The following is a 17050-nucleotide window of genomic DNA, read 5'->3' on the forward strand; positions in this document are numbered from 1 at the left end:
TCCCGGCCGCCTTCCCCTGTCCCGCGGCGGACCCTGCGCGACGCACCCCGACCGGTGCGCAGCACACCCCGACCGGTGTGCCCCGCGCCCCGCCGCGCCTTCCTCGGATCCCCAGCTGAACCTGACGAGAGCAGGCTTCGATGGTCCGCGAGCTCACCCACTTCATCGGCGGCAAGCACACCGTCGGCACGTCCGGCCTCTTCGCCGACGTGTACGACCCGAACACCGGCACCGTCCAGGCCAAGGTCCCCCTGGCCGGACGCGCCGACACCGAGGCGGCGATCACCGACGCCGAGAAGGCCCAGCAGGACTGGGGGCAGTGGAACCCGCAGCGGCGCGCCCGCGTCCTGCTCCGCTTCCTCCAACTCGTCGAGGAGGAACGCGAGTCGCTGGCCCGACTGCTGTCCGCCGAACACGGCAAGACCGTCGCCGACGCCCACGGCGACCTCCAACGCGGCCTGGAGGTGGTGGAGTTCGCCGCCGGGATCCCGCACCTCCTCAAGGGCGAGTTCACCGACAACGCCGGAACCGGTATCGACGTCCACTCGCTGCGCTCACCGCTCGGCGTGGTCGCCGGGATCACCCCCTTCAACTTCCCCGCGATGATCCCGCTGTGGCAGGCCGCCCCGGCACTGGCCTGCGGCAACGCCTTCGTCCTCAAGCCCTCCGAGCGCGACCCCTCCGTACCGCTGCGGCTGGCCGAACTGTTCCTGGAAGCGGGACTGCCGCCCGGGGTGCTCAACGTGGTCAACGGCGGCAAGGAAGCCGTCGACACCCTCCTGGACGACCCGCGCGTACAGGCCATCGGCTTCGTCGGCTCCACCCCGGTCGCCGCGCACCTCTACGCCACCGCCGCCGCCCGCGGAAAGCGCGCCCAGTGCTTCGGCGGCGCCAAGAACCACCTGATCGTGATGCCCGACGCCGACCTCGACCAGGCCGCGGACGCCCTCATCGGCGCGGGCTACGGCTCGGCGGGCGAACGCTGCATGGCGATCTCCGTCGCCGTACCCGTCGGGGAGGAGACGGCCGACGCACTGGTGATCAAGCTCAGGGAACGCATCGCCGCCCTGCGCATCGGCACCTCCGACGACCCGGACGCCGACTTCGGCCCCCTCGTCAGCCGGGACGCCCTGGACCGGGTCAACCGCTACGTGGGCATCGGGGACGTCGAGGGCGCCGAACTCGTCGTGGACGGACGGGGCTTCACCCTGCCGGGACACGAGAACGGCTTCTTCGCCGGGGCCACCCTCTTCGACCGGGTCACCCCCTCGATGCGGATCTACCGGGAGGAGATCTTCGGCCCCGTGCTGTGCGTCGTACGGGCCGCCGACTACGAGGAGGCGCTACGGCTGCCCAGCGAGCACCCGTACGGCAACGGCGTCGCGATCTTCACCCGCGACGGGGACACCGCCCGCGACTTCACCCGCCGCGTCAACACCGGCATGGTCGGCGTCAACGTCCCCGTCCCGGTGCCCGTCGCGTACCACACCTTCGGCGGCTGGAAGCGGTCCGGCTTCGGCGACCTCAACCAGCACGGCCCCGACTCCGTCCGCTTCCTCACCCGTACCAAGACCGTCACCTCGCGCTGGCCCTCCGGGGTCAAGGAGGGCGCGAGCTTCACCATCCCGACGATGGGATGAGCGCCGTGACCCTGCTCACCGAGGACCAGCTCGCCCTGGCCGAGGTCACCCTCGACTTCGCACAGGAGCAGCTCGCCCCGCACGCCGTCGCCTGGGACCAGGACAAGTACTTCCCCGTCGAGGTGATCCGCAAGGCCGCGGGTCTCGGCCTCGGCGGAGTTTACGTACGCGAGGAGCACGGCGGCTCCGGGCTCAGCCGGGCCGACGGCGTCCTCGTCTTCGAGACGCTGGCCACCGGCTGCCCGTCCATCGCCGGATACCTCTCCATCCACAACATGGTCGCCTCGATGATCGACCGCCACGGCGACGCGGCGCAGCGCCGCCGCTGGCTGCCGGGCCTGTGCGCGGCCGACACGCTGGGCAGCTACTGCCTCACCGAACCGGGCGCGGGCTCGGACGCGGGCGCCCTGCGCACGCGCGCCGACCGGGACGGCGACCACTACGTCCTGACCGGCGTCAAGCAGTTCATCTCCGGTGCCGGAACCGCCGGGGTGTACGTGGTCATGGCCAGGACGGGGGAGGCGGGGCCGCGCGGGATCTCCGCGTTCGTCGTCGAACGCGACGACCCCGGGGTCTCCTTCGGCGCCAACGAACAGAAGATGGGCTGGAACGCCCAGCCCACCCGCCAGGTCGTCCTCGACGGCGTACGGCTGCCCGCCGACCGGCTGCTCGGCGGCGAGGGCAACGGGTTCCGCATCGCCATGGGCGGACTGAACGGCGGCCGGCTCGGCATCGCCGCCTGCTCCCTGGGCGGCGCGCAGAGCGCCCTGAACCGCAGCCTCGCCCACCTCGCCGACCGGGAGGCCTTCGGGGCCCGGCTGCTTGACGCCCAGGCCCTGCAGTTCCGGCTCGCCGACATGGCCACCGAACTGGCCGCCGCCCGGGCCCTGCTCCGGCAGGCCGCCGCCGCACTCGACGCGGCCGATCCGAAGGCCGCGGAGCTGTGCGCGATGGCCAAGCGCTTCGCCACCGACACGGGCTACTCGGTCGCCGACCGGGCGCTCCAACTCCACGGCGGATACGGCTACTTGAGCGAGTACGGCATCGAGAAGATCGTCCGCGACCTCCGAGTGCACCAGATCTTGGAAGGGACCAACGAGATCATGCGCGTCATCGTCGCCCGAGGGCTGACGGGGGCACTGCGATGACCGGTGCCGAGAACCCCGCCCAGAACCCTGTCCGGAATCCCGCCGACGAGGTCCTTCTCCGTACCGAGGGGCGGGCGGCCCACCTGGTGCTCAACCGGCCGAAGGCACTCAACGCCCTCAACCACGCCATGGTGCGGGCCATCGACGAGGCGCTGACCGCCTGGGAACACGACCCCGCCGTACAGGTGGTGACCCTCAGCGGCGCAGGCGAACGCGGTCTGTGCGCGGGCGGCGACATCCGCGCGATCCACCGGGACGCCCGTACGGGAGACGCTCGTACCGGCGGCAGTTCCTCTGCCGCCTTCTGGCGCGACGAGTACCGGCTCAACGCCAGGATCGCCCGCTACCCCAAGCCGTACGTCGCCGTCATGGACGGCATCGTGATGGGCGGCGGCGTCGGCGTGAGCGCGCACGGCAGTGTCCGTATCGTCACCGAGCGCTCCCGGATCGCCATGCCGGAGACCGGCATCGGCTTCGTACCGGACGTCGGCGGTACCCACCTGCTCGCCCTCGCACCCGGCGAGCTCGGCACCCACCTCGCGCTCACCGGCGCACAACTCGGCGCCGCCGACGCCCTGTTGTGCGGGCTCGCCGACCACTTCGTACCCTCGGCAGACCTGCCGGGACTTCTCGACGACCTGTCCGGCCGACCGGTCTGGGACGTCCTGCCGAAGTACGTGGCCCAGCCGCCGCCCGGCACCCTGGCGGACCACAGGACCTGGATCGACGCGTGCTACGCCGCCGACACCGTCGAGGCGATCGTCGCCCGGCTGCGGGACCACGGCTCCGAGGCCGCAGGGGCGACGGCCGACACCCTGCTGACCAAATCGCCCACCGCCCTGAAGGTCACCCTCCGCGCGGTCCGCCGGGCCCGGCGGCTCGGTCCGCTGGAACGCGTCCTGGAGCAGGAGTACCGGACCTCCTGCGCCGCACTCGCCTCGTACGACCTGGTCGAGGGAATCCGGGCCCAGGTCATCGACAAGGACCGCGACCCGCGCTGGAAACCGGCCACGCTGGCCGAGGTCACCGACGCGGACGTGGCGCGCTACTTCGTCCCGCCGCCCGGCGGCGAACTCCAACTGACCGCCCCCGCGCAGGAGGTGCCCTGGTGACCACCGTCATCGCCTTCATCGGCCTCGGCCACATGGGCGGCCCGATGGCCGCCAACCTGGCCGCCGCCGGTCACCGCGTACTCGGCTTCGACCTCGCCCCCGAGGCGATGACCGTCGCCGTCGCGGCCGGGGTGGAGGGCACGGGCTCGGCGCGCGAGGCCGCCGCCCCGGCGGACGTGGTGATCACCATGCTCCCGGCGGGCCGCCACGTCCTCTCCCTCTACCAGGACGAGGGCCTGCTGGCGGCCGCGAAGCCCGGGACGCTGTTCGTGGACTGCTCCACCATCGACGTCGCAGACGCCCGCGCCGCCCACCGGGCGGCCGTCGCCGCAGGTCACCGGGCACTCGACGCGCCCGTCTCGGGCGGAGTCGTGGGGGCGGAGGCAGCCTCCCTCACCTTCATGGCGGGCGGCGGTGAGGCGGAGTTCGCCCTTGCCGAACCGCTGCTCGCCGCCATGGGCAGGAAGGCGGTGCACTGCGGAGAGGCGGGCGCGGGTCAGGCCGCGAAGATCTGCAACAACATGATCCTCGGGATCTCCATGATCGCCGTCAGCGAGGCTTTCGTACTCGGCGAATCCCTCGGCCTCTCCCACCAGGCGCTCTACGACGTCGCCTCCACCGCATCCGGCCAGTGCTGGGCACTCACCACCAACTGCCCCGTACCGGGCCCGGTCCCGGCCAGCCCCGCCAACCGCGACTACGTGCCGGGGTTCGCGGCCCCGCTGATGGCCAAGGACCTCGGCCTCGCCGCGAACGCCCTGCGCGAGGGCGGCATCGAAACCGGACTCGGGCTGCGGGCGGCCGAGATGTACGCCGCGTTCGCCGAGGGAAGCGGAAACGGGCAGGACTTCTCCGCCATCGTCCACGCCCTGCGGGACGGGACGGCCGCCCCTGGCACGACCCCCAAGGACCCCAAGGACCCCAAGGACCCCAAGGACCCCAAGGAAGCCACCTCATGACCACCGCTCACGCGACCTCCGACCACGAGACCACTGACTACGAGACGATCCTCGTCGAACGCAAGGGCCGCACCGCCCTCCTCACCCTCAACCGCCCCAAGGCGCTCAACGCGCTCAACCTCCGGGTGATGGAGGAGGTCGTGGCCGCCACGGAGGCCCTCGACCGGGACCCGGAGATCGGCTGCATCGTCCTCACCGGTTCCCCGAAGGCCTTCGCCGCCGGAGCCGACATCAAGGAGATGCAGCCCCAGGGGTACATGGACATGTACCTCACCGACTGGTTCACCGCGTGGGACCGGCTCGGCGACCTCCGCACGCCCACCGTCGCCGCCGTCTCCGGCTACGCCCTGGGCGGCGGGTGCGAGCTCGCGATGCTCTGCGACATCCTGCTCGCCGCCGACACCGCGGTCTTCGGCCAGCCCGAGATCAAGCTCGGCGTGATCCCGGGCATCGGCGGCTCCCAGCGCCTCACCCGGGCGATCGGCAAGGCCAAGGCCATGGAACTGTGCCTGACCGGCCGCACCATGGACGCCGTCGAGGCCGAACGGGCCGGCCTGGTCTCCCGTATCGTCCCGGCGGACGAACTGCTGGCCGAGGCCATGTCCGTGGCCGAGACCGTCGCCGCGATGTCCGCACCCGTGGCGATGATGGCCAAGGAGGCCGTGAACCGAGCCTTCGAGACCACGCTCGCCGAAGGGGTCCGCTTCGAACGCCGCCTGTTCCACGCGGTGTTCGCGACCACCGACCAGAAGGAGGGCATGACGGCCTTCACGGAGAAACGGCCCCCGGACTTCCGCCACCGCTGACCGTCACACCGGTCGCCCGGCCGAAGGCCGGGCAGCGTTGCGTCGAAGCTCCTGGCGGACGGGTTCTCGATCATGGTCGATCAGGATCACCCCTGTCTGCCAGGAGCTTCACCGCGGCTGCGGTACCAAGCGTCTCAGCGGCGCTCGGGCAGATCGGCTTCGGCCGGCAGCGGGGTGAGCGGGCGCGGCGACTCGGCGGACCGTGTGGTGGGTGCGGGCTTCTTCCCGCAGAAGGCTGCCTCCAGCGTCGCGCCGAGTGCCGTGTTGACCGCGCCCCGGTTGGAGGTGTTCGCCATCGCGGAGAGTGCGCGGCGGCCGTCGCGGGTGGCGAAGGCGTACGTGTAGAAGCCCTGCACCGTGCCGGTGTGTCCGAACACCTGGGTTCCGCAGGAGAGGTCGTAGCGGCGCAGGCCGAGTCCGTAGAAGCGGGTCCCGGTGGCGTCCGTCGGGGTGACCGTGGTCATGGCGTCCAGCATGCGGGGCGAGAGCAGCCGGCCCTGCATCAGCGCGGTCGTGAAGGTGTTCAGGTCGGCCGGGTCGGAGATGACCGCGCCGGCCGACTGCGCCCAGGAGACGGTCTGCTCCGTGGAGTCGACGAGCGGGGCCCCTTCCTCGTCGGGGTGGAGGTAGCCGCGCACGTGCTTGCCCCTGATCTTGGTGTCCGGGTGGACGTACACGGTGTGCCGCAGCTTCAGCCGTTTGATGATGCGCCGCTCGTACTGCTTGGCGACCGGGGTCCCCGTCGCCTTCTCGATGAGCATGCCGAGGACGACGAAGTTGGCGTTGGAGTACTTGTAGGCCGCGCCGGGTTCGGTGGTGCGCGGGAGGGCCAGCGAGAGGTCGACCAGTTCCCGGTAGCTGAAGACGCGGTTGCGTACGGCTTCGAAGCCGGGCACGGTCTTGTCGAACATGGGGTCGGTGTACTCGGCGAGGCCGCTGCGGTGGGTGAGCAGGTGACGGACCGTGATGCGGTCGTCGGGCAGCAGTCCGGGGAGGTAGTGGTTGACCGGCGCGTCGAGCTCCAGCCTTCCCTCGTCGACCAGTTGGAGCAGGACGACGCTGGTGAAGGTCTTGCTGACGCTGCCGATGCGGAAGCGTGCCCGGGTGTCCATGGCTTCGCCGGTGACGCGGTCGCGGACGCCGACGGTACGCGTGCGCACTCCGTCGGGACCGGTGAAGCGGGCCATCGCGCCGGGGGCTCCCTTGGCCATGGCGGCGTTGAGGGCCGCGGTCACCCCGTCCATGTCGGGGGCCGGCGCGGGGGCAGGAGCGGAGGCGGGGGTCGTGGGCCAGGCCGGGGTCGTGGGGGCCGCCGGTGCGGAGGGGGCCGCTGTGGCGGGGGCCACCCCGGCGGCGAGGGCGGCGATCAGGGTGGCGCTCAGGGCCAGACGTCTGTGTGTCGACAAGGGCATGTGGCTTCCTCGTTCTCGTTCTTGTTCTCGTACGCGTGACTGGTGCTTGGGGGAGCTGTGGCACACGTGTGGGACATTGCCAGAGGTGTGGGGAAAGAACGATCATTGCGTGCGTTTCCGGTCCCCTCATGGAGCATGAGTGCCAACGTGTCACGTCGGTTCCTGTCACGGGCCCCGGAATCCTCGACCCGCCGCTCCCTCCGCGCCTCTATAGGCTGAACTCGTGGCCAGTACAGATGAACGAGACCCCTCAGTCGGTGAGCTTCAGGAGTTCGCCGTGCAACTTCGCCGGATGAACGGGGAGATCAACCGTCTCGTCCACACCTTCGCCGCCCGGCAGGGCCTGCACGCCACGGACGTCCAGGCGCTGGCCGCGATCCTGGACTCCGGCACCCCCCTCACCCCCGGCCGGCTCCGCGAGCACCTGGGGCTGACCTCGGGTGCCGTGACCGCCTGCCTGGACCGGCTGGAGAAGGCGGGGCACATCCGCCGCGCCCGGGAGAGCTCGGACCGCCGGGTGGTGCACCTGTACTACGAGCCGAGGGCGCGGGCGGCTGCCCGCAGCCACTTCATGCCGCTCGCCGAAGCCACCGAGAACACCAGAAGCCGCTTCGACGGTGAGGAACTCGCTCTCGTCCTGCGCTTCTTGACCGACCTCAACACCGAGCTCGGCGAACTGCGCGCGCCGCGCTCCTGAGATATATTTCAATCATTGAGATTGTTTCTGCTGGAGATATCTGGAGACACGCGGAGACAAGGGCAGCAACAACAACTTCGAGTTCGAGCCAAGCCCTAGTCGCACTCGCCACCAGGAGCACGATGACCACCGCCACACGTTACGCCCGCAAGCTGGTTCCGCTGGTCCTGCTGATCGCCTGGCTGGGCATCGGCGGAATCCTCGGCCCGTACGCGGGAAAGCTCGGCGAGGTCGCCACCAACGACCAGGCGGCGTTCCTGCCGCAGAGCGCCGAGTCGACCCGGGTGATCGAGGCGCAGCAGGCGTTCCGGCAGGGCGAGACGTTGCCCGCCATCGTCGTATGGACCCTGCCCGGGGACACGGGAGGCAGGATCGGCAAGGAGCGGCAGGCTGCCGCCGACCGCGCGCTCGACTCCCTCAACGGCTCTCCCGGTCTGGTCGGCCGGACCTCCCCCGCCCTGCCCTCCGACGACGGGCGCGCGCTCCAGGGCGTCGTACAACTGCGCCCCGACCTCGGCGACCGCCTCGCGCCCACGCTCGCTCTCATCGAGCGGGCGGCCGGTCAAGTACCGGGCGCAGAAGTCCAGTTGGCCGGACCCGCGGCCAGTCAGGCGGATCTCAAGGGTGCCTTCTCGGGCATCGACGGGCTGCTGCTCGGGGTGGCGCTGGCCGCCGTACTGCTGATCCTCCTGCTGGTGTACCGCAGCGTGCTGCTGCCGTTCCTCATCATCATCGGCGCGGTGTTCGCGCTGGGGCTGGCGTGCGCGGTGGTGTACGTACTGGCGGATCGCGGTGTGGTCCGGGTGGACGGGCAGGTGCAGGGCATCCTGTCGATTCTGGTGATCGGGGCCGCGACCGACTACGCACTGCTGCTGACCGCCCGCTTCCGCGAAGAACTCGCGGACGGGAAGGACCGTTTCACGGCGGTACGGGCTGCCTTGCGGCAGTCGGCGGGGCCCGTCACCGCGAGCGCGGCGACCGTGGCGCTGGGCCTGCTCGCGCTGCTGCTCAGCGACCTCACCAACAACCGGGCGCTGGGGCCGGTCGGAGCGATCGGCATCGTCTGCGCGGTGCTGAGCGCGCTGACCTTCCTGCCCGCCGCGCTGGCGCTGCTGGGCCGGGCCGCGTACTGGCCTGCCAAGCCCGGACCCGCGCGGACCAAGGACGCTTCCCCGCGTACGGATCCCACGGATCGCACCGGCCCTGCGGATTCCACGGGCCCCAAGGCCCCCGCAGGCGGCAGCGCGCGGCTGTGGCAGCGGGTCGCCTCCCTCGTGGACCGGGCCCCGCGCCGCGTCTGGGCACTCTCGCTCGCCGCCCTGCTCGCCTGCGCCGCGTTCGCCCCGATGCTCACCTCCCGAGGTGTGCCGCTCGACGAGATCTTCGTCAACGACGCCCCGTCCGTCGCCGCCCAGCGCACCCTGGGCGCCCACTTCCCCGGCGGCTCCGGCAACCCGGTGGTGGTCGTCACCGACGCGTCGGCCGCCGACTCGGTGGTGAGCACGGCCCGGCGGACGCCCGGCGTCGCGGGCGCGGCGGCGGTGACCGCCGCCGGACGGCCCGGAGCCGGGCCGCCGCTGGTGGTCGACGGCCGGGTGCGCATCAACGCGACCCTCAAGGACGCGGCCGACAGCGACGCCGCGAAGGAGGCCGTGGCCGAGCTGCGGAACCGGGTGCACGCACTGCCGGAAGCGAAGGACACCCTCGTGGGCGGGTACACGGCGCAGCAGCTGGACACCCAGCTGACCGCGGCGCACGACCGGACCCTCATCGTGCCGGTCGTCCTCGCGATCATCCTGGTCATCCTGGCCCTGCTGCTGCGCTCGCTGCTGATGCCGGTGCTGCTGGTGGCGACGGTCGCGCTCAACTTCCTTGCCACGCTGGGTGTTTCGGCCCTGGTGTTCCGGTACGTCTTCGGGATGAGCGGCACGGACTCGTCGGTTCCGCTGTACGGGTTCGTGTTCCTGGTCGCCCTCGGCGTGGACTACAACATCTTCCTGATGTCCCGGGTGCGGGAGGAGTCCCTCGCCCACGGTGTCCGCGAGGGCGTCCTGCGCGGCCTGACCGCGACCGGCGGGGTCATCACCTCGGCGGGGGTGGTGCTGGCGGCGACGTTCGCGGCCCTCGGGGTGATTCCGCTGGCGTTCCTGGTCCAGATCGCGTTCATCGTGGCCTTCGGCGTACTGCTGGACACGCTGGTCGTACGCTCGCTCCTGGTTCCGGCGCTGGTACGCGACATCGGGCGGACGGCCTGGTGGCCGGGACGGCTCAGCAGTGGAGTCGTGGAACGGGGCGGTGCCGGGAAGGCTTGAGCCACCGCGCCGCCCCGGTGCGGCCCGCACCTCCAGAGCCCCTTGGAGCCCACGATGACAGTGGACCGGCACCGACTCACCATGAGCGACACGGGCCGTGACGCCGCCGAGCACTACGAACAGGCCCTGGACTCCCTCCTGTTCTTCCGCCCGGACGTCGCCGACCGCGCGGCGGACGTCCTGCGCGCGGCCCCCGGCTCCCCGATGGGACACGCACTCCACGCCTACCTCTCCGTCCTCGGTACGGAAGAGACGGACGCCGCCGCGGCCCGCGCCCCCTTCACCCGCTTCCGTACCGCACTCGACGCGTCCCGGGCCACGCCCAGGGAACGGCTGCACCTGGCCGCAGCCGGGGCCTGCCTCGAAGGCGACCTCCACGGCGCGGCCCGGCTGCTCGACGAACTGTCGATCGGCTGGCCCCGGGACGCGCTGGCCCTGGCCGCGGGCCACCAGCTCGACTTCCTCACGGGGAACGCGGGACGGCTGCGCGACCGGATCGGCGGAGCGCTGGGCGCCTGGGACGAGGCGGACCCGCACTACGGCCCGCTGAAGGGGATGTATGCCTTCGGGCTGGAGGAATCGGGCCACTACGAGCAGGCGGAGGAAGCGGGCAGGGAGGCCCTGGCCCGTAACCCCCGTGACGTCTGGGGCGTACACGGTGTGGCGCACACCTTCGAGATGCGGGGCCGCTTCATGGACGGCATCCGCTTCCTCGACGCACGCGTGGCCGACTGGTCGACCGGCAACTTCCTGAACGTGCACAACTGGTGGCACTACGCACTGTTCGCCATGGAGTCCCAGGACACCGAACGCGTCCTGGACATCTACGACACCACGATCCACCCGCACATGCCGGAACGCGAACTCGGGCCCGACTCCGAAGCCGAACCCCAGCCCGAAGCCCTCGCCATGCAACTCCTGGACGCCTCCGCCCTCCTGTGGCGGCTGCTCCTCGCGGGCGAGGACCAGCCGGCGCGCTGGAACCGCCTCGCGGAGGCATGGGCCAGGCGCGCGGACGGCCCGCACTACGCGTTCAACGACGCGCACATCGTGATGGCGTACGTGGGTTCCGGCCGCGTGGCCGAGGCCGAACGGCTGGTCGCCGACCGCCGCCGATGGCTCGAAGCCACCCGCGAACCCGCCGGGACAACACCGTCGAACGTCGCCATGACCGCCGACGTGGGCCTGCCGGTGTGCGAGGCGCTCATCGCCTTCGGGACCGGCCGCTACGAGGCCGTGGTCGACCACCTGCTCCCGGTCCGGCACCGGCTCGCCGAGTTCGGCGGCAGTCACGCCCAGCGGGACGCCGTGCACAAGACGCTCCTTGAGGCGGCGCTCCGCTCCCGCCGCACCGACCTGGCACGCACCCTGCTCAGCGAACGCATCTCGCTGCGTCCCTCGTGCCCGTACAACTGGCTGGCCCAGGCGCGCCTGGCCGATCAACTGGGCCGCCACGCGGAGGCCGCGACGGCCCGCCACCGCGCCCGCCCCGGTGCCGGGCGGGGCAGCAACACCTGACCCGGCGGCGGGAGTTCGCTCGCACGTACCAAGAGCGAATGTGCGGCACTTCGGGCACTCCTCGTGTCGAACCGGTGACACACTGCTCACGTTGATCGGATCAGCGCACCACTCCAGGGAAGCCACCAGCATGCAGCAGACAGTCGACGAGCCCTCTCCGCTTCCCGACGCTCCTCCTCGTCACGTCGCATGCGTCATGGACGGCAACGGCCGCTGGGCGCAACTGCGTTCGCTGCCGCGCACCTCCGGGCACAGTGCGGCGGAGGCGACCGTGATCGACGTGATCGAGGCCGCGCGCGGGGCCGGAGTGGGGTGGCTGAGCCTGTACGCGTTCTCCACCGAGAACTGGGGCCGGCCGAGCGACGAGATCGACTTCCTGATGCACCTGGTGCGCCGGGTGGTGCGCAAGCACGCCCTGTTCCTGCACGCCCGGGGCATCCGCTGCCGCTTCCTGGGCGTGAGCGACCCGCGTATCCCGCCGTCCCTGGCCCAGGACTTCGCCGACCTGATGACGCTGACGGGCGAGAACCGGGGCATGACGCTGACCATCGCCTTCGACCACGGCGGCCGCCGGGACATCGTGGAGGCCGCGCGCTCGCTGCTCCGCAGCGGAACACCCCCCGGTGCCGTCACCGAGCAGACCTTCGCCGGTCACCTGCCGTACCCGGACACGCCCGATGTGGACCTGGTGATCCGTACCTCGGGGGAGCAGCGGATCTCCAACTTCATGCTCTGGCAGGTCGCTTACGCGGAATGGGTCTTCCCGCCCGTCCTGTGGCCCGACTTCCGCGCCTCCCACTTCCTTGAGTGTCTGCACGAATACCGGCACCGCAAGCGCCGCTTCGGCGGCGTGCTGCCGGACGAGAACGGAGCAACCCGACCGTGACCACCACCTCGGACGCCACCCACCAGGACACCACCCACCCGAACGCGACTCACGCGGACGAACGCTTCCGCGCGTTCTTCGACGACCCCCGCTGGGCGCTCGCCATGGTCCGGGCGACGGTGCTGGAAGCCGCGCACCCGAAGATCGGGGCCGCGCTCATCGACAACTCCACGTTCGTCGCCCACCCTTGGCGACGCCTGCGCAACACCTTCGTGAGCATGCGGCGCATGATCGGCGCCGACGAGCAGGCGCGCGAGCGGGAAGCGGACCGGCTGAACCGCATGCACGGGCGGATGAGGGGAACCGACTCCCGCGACCGCCCCTACGACGCGATGGATCCCGGTGCACGGGCCTGGGTGGTGGCGACGCTGTACGAGAGCTCGGTCACCATGTGCCGACTGAGCGGACAGCCCCTTGACCAGGCGTTCATGGAGGAGCTGTACGACGGCTTCCGCGGCGTGCTCGGCCTCATGGGCGACGAGCCGGGCCAACTGCCCGACACGCTCCCGGAGTTCTGGCGGTACTACGACCGGGTGGTGGAGGAGGAGCTGGAGAACACGGAGGCGATGCGCGTCATCCTGTACAGGCTCTTCGACCACCTCCCCGCCCCGCCGCTCCTGAGCGGGTTCCCCGCCCTGTGGGCGACCGGCCGTGCCGTCGCCGGGCCGGTCGTGGGGGCGATCGCGGTGGCGTCCCTCCCCGAGTCCTTCCGCCGCCGTGCGGGTCTGCCCGAGATGCCGGGCGCCCAGACCCTCATGCAGGGCGCCTACCTGACCATCGGTCTGACCCGGTTCCTCCCCGCGGGATGGATCCAGCCGGAACCCCTCATCGACCTCCTGTCCTTGTCCCCCGACCCCGACAGCGACGATCCGCGCGCCCGCACCGCCGCGGCCCTGCACGCCAGGATGAAGCGAGCCGGAGCCCTGCTGAGGCTCATCACCCCGCTGCCCGACACCCCTCGTACGACCACGTCGGCCGCCGCCTCGGCGTCCTCCCCCGCCGCCTCGGCGAACCGGCAGAACGCGGAGGACTTCTTCCGTGAGGTACTGGACCAGACCGGGAACGGCTCCCTGGACTGGCCGGACCTGGCCGCCATGGCCCGGGAACTCGCCGGCCGCCTCGACCTGGACGAACCCGAGGAGACCAGGCTCTACGACGCCTACGCGCAGTGGTGGCGCGAATTGCAGAGCGCCCTCGACACCGACGGCGACGGCAGTATCAGCGCCCAGGAGTACGCGTCCGCCGCGCCCTCCCTCGCCGGACCCGCGCTCATCAGGGTCGCCGAAACCCTCTTCGACGTCACCGACAGGAACGGCGACCAGCAGATCGACGCGGACGAGTACCGCGTCCTGTTCCGCACCGCGTTCCACCGCGACGTCGCCGGTGTCGGCAACGAGGGCACGACGTACACCCGTAGCGCCTTCGTGAGGGAGTTCCTGACCTTCATGTCGGGCCGGCAGCGCACCACCCCGTTCGACCCGCTGCTCGCCGGAGCGTGAACAGGGGGTTATCGCCGGTCACGCCTCTTCGGCGTCGGCCCCCTGATCCTTCCTCGCGGTGGTTCTGCGCCGGTGCAGTACGACCCCGCACACCGCGAGGAGGACGGCGGCCGTCGCGCCCACGGTGAGCACCGCGTTGTCGGCGAACAGCGCTGCCAGCACCTTCAGGGCGCCGACCCCCACGGTCGCGTAGACCAGCGCCCAGGCGGCTCCCCCCAGGAACAGCGCCGGCAGGTAGCGCGGCAGGGGCATGCACATGCTGCCCGCCAGGAAATTGGCGGCGGTCTGGAAACCGACGGTCAGGAAGGAGACGGCCACCACCGGGGCGCCCCACCGCTGGATCGCCCGTTCGACACGCTGGAACTTGGGTGCGGAGATCCGCTCGGCGAACCTGCTGCGCCTGGCCCCGGCGGCGGCGAGCCGCCCCACCGCGAACGTCCCCCCGGCGCGCAGCAGCACGATCACGTACAACCCGAGCGCGGTCCATATGACGTCACCCATGACGAGTCGCCCTCAGGGCCGAATCCCTGCCGCGGCGCCTACGAGCCCGCTGTTCATGCCGCACCTGATCTACCCCTGCGGTTCTGTCGCCACTGTCGGCTGACACACCCAGGCTAAGCGAACGCGTGTGCCCCGTTTGCCAGACCTGACCAGTACGTCGACCCCGGACACGAGAAGCAGGTGTGGTGTTCGGCATGTGTCACAGGAGTGATGGCTTGGGCAACAGGGGGTAAGCAGAACAACCTTGAACTCAGGGAGGTTGTTGTGGAGCGTGATCGGATCGGACTGGCCGAGGTGCTGGCCGCGGCGGAGGCCGCGGCACCGGTGCGTTCGCTTGATGTCGTGGCGCACAGTCTGCGCGAGCGTTTCGACGCGCGCTATGTGTCGTTCCTGTTCGTCGACGTGGTCGGGCGGCGCCTGCTGCGGGTCAAGGAGAAGGGGACGGCACCCCAGGAACGCGGCGCGGAGCAAGTCCCTCTGGACGGCAGCGTCTACAACGACGTCCTGCGCACCCAGAAGGTGGTGGCGGTGGACAACGGCCGCCGTGAGCAAAGGGTGTTCGCGCCGGTCTCCAACCGCGGCGACGCGATCGGAGTGCTGGAGGTGCGCCTGGACCACGTGACCCAGGACGTGCTGGACCAGGTCGAGGAGGTCGCACACGCGCTCGCGTACATCATCGTCACCGACCGCCGCTTCACCGACCTCTACCACTGGGGCAACCGGACCGCCTCGGTCACCCTGGCCGCGGAGATCCAGCGCCAGCTCCTGCCGTCGGCGCCCTCCTGCGAGTCCGCCGAGTTCACTCTCGCCGGTGCGCTGGTCCCGGCCTCCGACATCGCCGGTGACACCTACGACTACAGCCTCGACGAGGACACCCTGCACCTGTCCATCACCGACGCCATGGGCCACGACGTCGACGCCTCGCTCATGGCCACCCTCCTGGTCAACGCCTCCCGCGGCGCCCGCCGCGCCGGAGCGGATCTGGCCGAACAGGCCCGCCGGACCCACCAGGCCCTCCTCGACCACGGCCGCACCACGTTCGCCACCGGCCAGCTCCTGCGCATCGCCCTGGACGGAAGCAGCGCCCAGCTCGTCAACGCCGGACACCCCTGGCCCCTGCGGCTGCGCGACACGACGGCCGAGGAGATCAAGCTCAAGGTCAACCTTCCCTTCGGCGTCCCCGCGCAGGCCCGCTACCAGGTGCAGGACCTCGACCTGATCCCCGGTGACCGCCTCGTGCTCTTCACCGACGGCATGCAGGAACGAAGGGCATCAGGCGTCGACCTGCGCGGACTGCTGCGCGACACCGCCACGGAACACCCCCGCGAGGTCGTGCGGACGATGGTCACCGCGGTCCGCGACGCCTGCCACGACGACGTACAGGACGACGCCACCGTCCTGTGCCTGGACTGGCACGGCCCCCGCACCGCCACCGTTCCCGCGGCGGAGGCGGTGGAGGCGGTCCGCGGCGCGTAGGGCTCAAGGGGGACGGCTCATCGGCCGAGTGCCTTGGCCAGTTCCGCCTTGTTCATCGAGGAACGGCCGTCGATGCCGCGCTTCTTGGCCTCCGCGTACAGCTGGTCCTTCGTGGGCCCCTGGGCGCCGCTGTGGGATCGTTCCCCGCCTCGCTGGGACGCGGACTTCCGGTCCTTGGTGGAGGTCTTGCTCGCGGTCTTGGACTCACCGGAACGGGCGCGTTCCTTGTTCACGGTGCGGGCCGCGATCTCCTCCGCGCGGTCCTTGGAGACACCGCGCTTCTCCGCGCTCTCCTTGATGTGCTCGTACTGACGCTCACGCTTCGCGTTCGAACCGCGCGGCATGGCACTCTCCTTCGTCGGTTTCATCGGTTTCGTAGGTCGAATTCAGCAGTTCGGTTCCCCCCGGAGGCCCGATCAGACTCGCACGCCTCCGTGGAACACGCAGATCGTCCGGGCAGCGCTCACTCCTTGCCCTGGACGATCTTGCGTACGTGTTCGACGGTGCCGCAGTCGGCCTTGAGGTGCCTGCCGCGAGCTTCCCGGAAGGCCGTGCCGAGTTCGGCGCGGCGGGCGTCGGCGACGTTCTCGCGGGCGCCGTTGAGGATGGTGCGTTCCTCCTCGTCGGTGTGGTGCGCGACGGCTTCGACGAGCTTCTCCAGCTTCTCGTCCCAGTCGTCCGAGCCGACGTCCTCGACCTCAAGCAGCGCGAGCAGGGCCTCGTTCCCCTCCGTGTGCTCCTCGACACCGTGTTCGACCTCGTCGTCGTCGATGTGCTTGTAGCGCTTGAGGGCGGGATAGACCTCTTCCTCCTCGGCCTCCCCGTGCGCGATCAGCAGCGCGGAGAACTCCCGCAGCGCTCCGGCCCGGTCGTCCTCCACGCTGCGCATGCGCCGGAACAGCTCCTCCATGCGCCGGTGATCGTCCAGGATCAGCTCCACCACGTCCTGCGACTGCTCCGTCACGGTCGTCCTCCACATGCGTTCGTCGGGTACGTCCTTGTCCGGGTACCCAGGTCGAGGGGTTCTGCTGCATCGCGTTGGGCTGTCTGCTCGCGTTCCTGCTCCCTGCTCGCGTTCATGTCG

General features: G+C 71.0%; 15 protein-coding genes. 11 read left to right on the forward strand and 4 right to left on the reverse strand.

Annotated elements, in window-relative coordinates:
• Positions 1-140: 140 nt before the first annotated feature.
• Genes ACZ5PB_RS26550 through ACZ5PB_RS26570 form a run of 5 tightly spaced genes read left to right on the forward strand, consistent with a single transcriptional unit; the run spans position 141 to position 5665 of the window.
• Positions 141-1640 carry a CoA-acylating methylmalonate-semialdehyde dehydrogenase gene (locus ACZ5PB_RS26550; protein ID WP_468694274.1) on the forward strand — a complete coding sequence of 500 codons (1500 nt, stop codon included), beginning with the start codon at positions 141-143 and terminating at the stop codon, positions 1638-1640.
• Positions 1637-2788 carry an acyl-CoA dehydrogenase family protein gene (locus ACZ5PB_RS26555; protein ID WP_468694275.1) on the forward strand — a complete coding sequence of 384 codons (1152 nt, stop codon included), beginning with the start codon at positions 1637-1639 and terminating at the stop codon, positions 2786-2788. The genes ACZ5PB_RS26550 and ACZ5PB_RS26555 overlap by 4 nt, the downstream gene beginning before the upstream one ends.
• A complete protein-coding gene (locus ACZ5PB_RS26560; protein WP_468694276.1) occupies positions 2785-3900 on the forward strand; it encodes an enoyl-CoA hydratase/isomerase family protein in 1116 nt (371 codons plus the stop codon). The genes ACZ5PB_RS26555 and ACZ5PB_RS26560 overlap by 4 nt, the downstream gene beginning before the upstream one ends.
• Positions 3897-4859 (forward strand): 3-hydroxyisobutyrate dehydrogenase, encoded by a 963-nt coding sequence (gene mmsB, locus ACZ5PB_RS26565; RefSeq protein WP_468694277.1) that lies wholly within the window; start codon positions 3897-3899, stop codon positions 4857-4859. The genes ACZ5PB_RS26560 and mmsB overlap by 4 nt, the downstream gene beginning before the upstream one ends.
• On the forward strand, positions 4856-5665 hold the full coding sequence (locus ACZ5PB_RS26570; protein ID WP_468694278.1) for an enoyl-CoA hydratase: 810 nt from the start codon (positions 4856-4858) through the stop codon (positions 5663-5665). The genes mmsB and ACZ5PB_RS26570 overlap by 4 nt, the downstream gene beginning before the upstream one ends.
• 134 nt (positions 5666-5799) lie before the next feature.
• Here the strand turns inward: ACZ5PB_RS26570 and ACZ5PB_RS26575 are convergent, their stop codons facing one another.
• Entirely contained in the window at positions 5800-7077 is a 1278-nt protein-coding gene (locus ACZ5PB_RS26575) for a serine hydrolase domain-containing protein (RefSeq protein WP_468694280.1), read from the reverse strand.
• A 223-nt stretch (positions 7078-7300) separates the two neighbouring features.
• On the opposite strand from ACZ5PB_RS26575, the gene ACZ5PB_RS26580 reads away from it, so the two are divergent.
• The 5 genes from ACZ5PB_RS26580 (at position 7301) to ACZ5PB_RS26600 (ending at position 13989) form a co-directional block, all read left to right on the forward strand.
• Positions 7301-7774, forward strand: coding sequence for a MarR family winged helix-turn-helix transcriptional regulator (locus ACZ5PB_RS26580; protein ID WP_468694281.1), 474 nt, complete (start codon positions 7301-7303; stop codon positions 7772-7774).
• A gap of 122 nt (positions 7775-7896) precedes the next feature.
• The gene (locus ACZ5PB_RS26585; protein WP_468694284.1) at positions 7897-10086 is read left to right on the forward strand and encodes an MMPL family transporter; all 2190 of its coding nucleotides are present in this window, start codon (positions 7897-7899) and stop codon (positions 10084-10086) included.
• An 81-nt stretch (positions 10087-10167) separates the two neighbouring features.
• Positions 10168-11604, forward strand: coding sequence for a tetratricopeptide repeat protein (locus tag ACZ5PB_RS26590; RefSeq protein WP_468694286.1), 1437 nt, complete (start codon positions 10168-10170; stop codon positions 11602-11604).
• Positions 11605-11734: 130 nt separating this feature from the next.
• Positions 11735-12490, forward strand: coding sequence for a polyprenyl diphosphate synthase (uppS, locus tag ACZ5PB_RS26595; RefSeq protein ID WP_468694288.1), 756 nt, complete (start codon positions 11735-11737; stop codon positions 12488-12490).
• A 104-nt stretch (positions 12491-12594) separates the two neighbouring features.
• A complete protein-coding gene (locus tag ACZ5PB_RS26600; protein WP_468694569.1) occupies positions 12595-13989 on the forward strand; it encodes an oxygenase MpaB family protein in 1395 nt (464 codons plus the stop codon).
• 18 nt (positions 13990-14007) lie between these two features.
• Here ACZ5PB_RS26600 and ACZ5PB_RS26605 read toward each other — a convergent pair whose 3' ends face one another.
• Entirely contained in the window at positions 14008-14490 is a 483-nt protein-coding gene (locus tag ACZ5PB_RS26605) for a DedA family protein (protein ID WP_468694289.1), read from the reverse strand.
• A gap of 264 nt (positions 14491-14754) precedes the next feature.
• Here ACZ5PB_RS26605 and ACZ5PB_RS26610 point away from each other — a divergent pair, with 264 nt between their 5' ends.
• Positions 14755-15966 (forward strand): PP2C family protein-serine/threonine phosphatase, encoded by a 1212-nt coding sequence (locus ACZ5PB_RS26610; protein ID WP_468694290.1) that lies wholly within the window; start codon positions 14755-14757, stop codon positions 15964-15966.
• A 17-nt stretch (positions 15967-15983) separates the two neighbouring features.
• Here ACZ5PB_RS26610 and ACZ5PB_RS26615 read toward each other — a convergent pair whose 3' ends face one another.
• Together ACZ5PB_RS26615 and ACZ5PB_RS26620 are read right to left on the reverse strand one after the other, a co-directional pair.
• Positions 15984-16310 (reverse strand): plasmid stabilization protein, encoded by a 327-nt coding sequence (locus ACZ5PB_RS26615; protein WP_468694292.1) that lies wholly within the window; start codon positions 16308-16310, stop codon positions 15984-15986.
• A gap of 119 nt (positions 16311-16429) precedes the next feature.
• Positions 16430-16930: a hemerythrin domain-containing protein gene (locus ACZ5PB_RS26620; protein WP_468694293.1), complete on the reverse strand. Its 501-nt coding sequence runs from the start codon at positions 16928-16930 to the stop codon at positions 16430-16432.
• Positions 16931-17050: the final 120 nt, after the last annotated feature.

Source organism: Streptomyces sp. NPDC032721 (genome assembly GCF_055579625.1).